This is a genomic window from Nocardia tenerifensis NBRC 101015 (assembly GCF_000308715.1).
Lineage (GTDB): Bacteria > Actinomycetota > Actinomycetes > Mycobacteriales > Mycobacteriaceae > Nocardia > Nocardia tenerifensis.
Genome location: NZ_BAGH01000294.1, coordinates 1 through 640, shown reverse-complemented (window position 1 = coordinate 640; position 640 = coordinate 1). Strand labels below are relative to the sequence as shown.

Sequence of the window (640 nt, the reverse complement as noted above, 5' to 3'; positions counted from 1 at the left end):
GCTGGCGGCGGCCGACGGGGCCGCCAAGGCGCTCGGCGACACACCCTCTCAGCTCGGCGTGCTGCGCGCGGCCGGCGTGGTCGACGCGGGCGCGCGCGGGCTGGTCGTCCTGCTGGACGCGCTGGTCTCGATCACCCTCGGCGAGATCCCCGCCCGGCCGGAGTACTCCCCGCGCGCGTCCGTCGCCGCGCAGCCCGTCGAGGACAGCGGCGAAACCGGTTCGGCGGAGCCGCGATTCGAGGTGATGTACCTGCTCGCCGACACCGACGCGGACCGGATCGCGCGGCTGCGCGCCCGCCTCGCCGAGCTCGGCGACTCGGTGGTTGTCGTCGGGGACGGCGAAGGTCGCTGGTCCGCCCACGTGCACTGCGCGGACGCGGGCGCGGCCGTGGAGGCCGGTCTGGCCGCCGGAGAACTCAGCGGAATCCGGATCGAGAGTTTCGCGCAGCATGGTCGTGAGATGGCGTCCGGGCATCCGCTCGCCCCCGTGGACTCGGCCGGGAAGCTCGACGGACCCGCCGACCGCGGGGTCCTGGCGGTCGCGTGCGGTGACGACGCGGCCGAGCTGTTCGAGGAGGCGGGGGCGGTGGTGCTCGCCGGTGACGACGGCGTGACCGCCGCCGAACTGCTCGCCGCCATC

At 75.6% G+C, this 640-nt stretch carries 1 protein-coding gene; it reads left to right on the top strand.

Annotation, left to right across the window (positions count from 1 at the left end; all coding sequences use genetic code 11):
- The coding region (locus tag ON39_RS22990; protein WP_040737527.1) for a fatty acid kinase subunit FakA-related protein at positions 1-640 on the top strand (640 nt) is incomplete at both ends.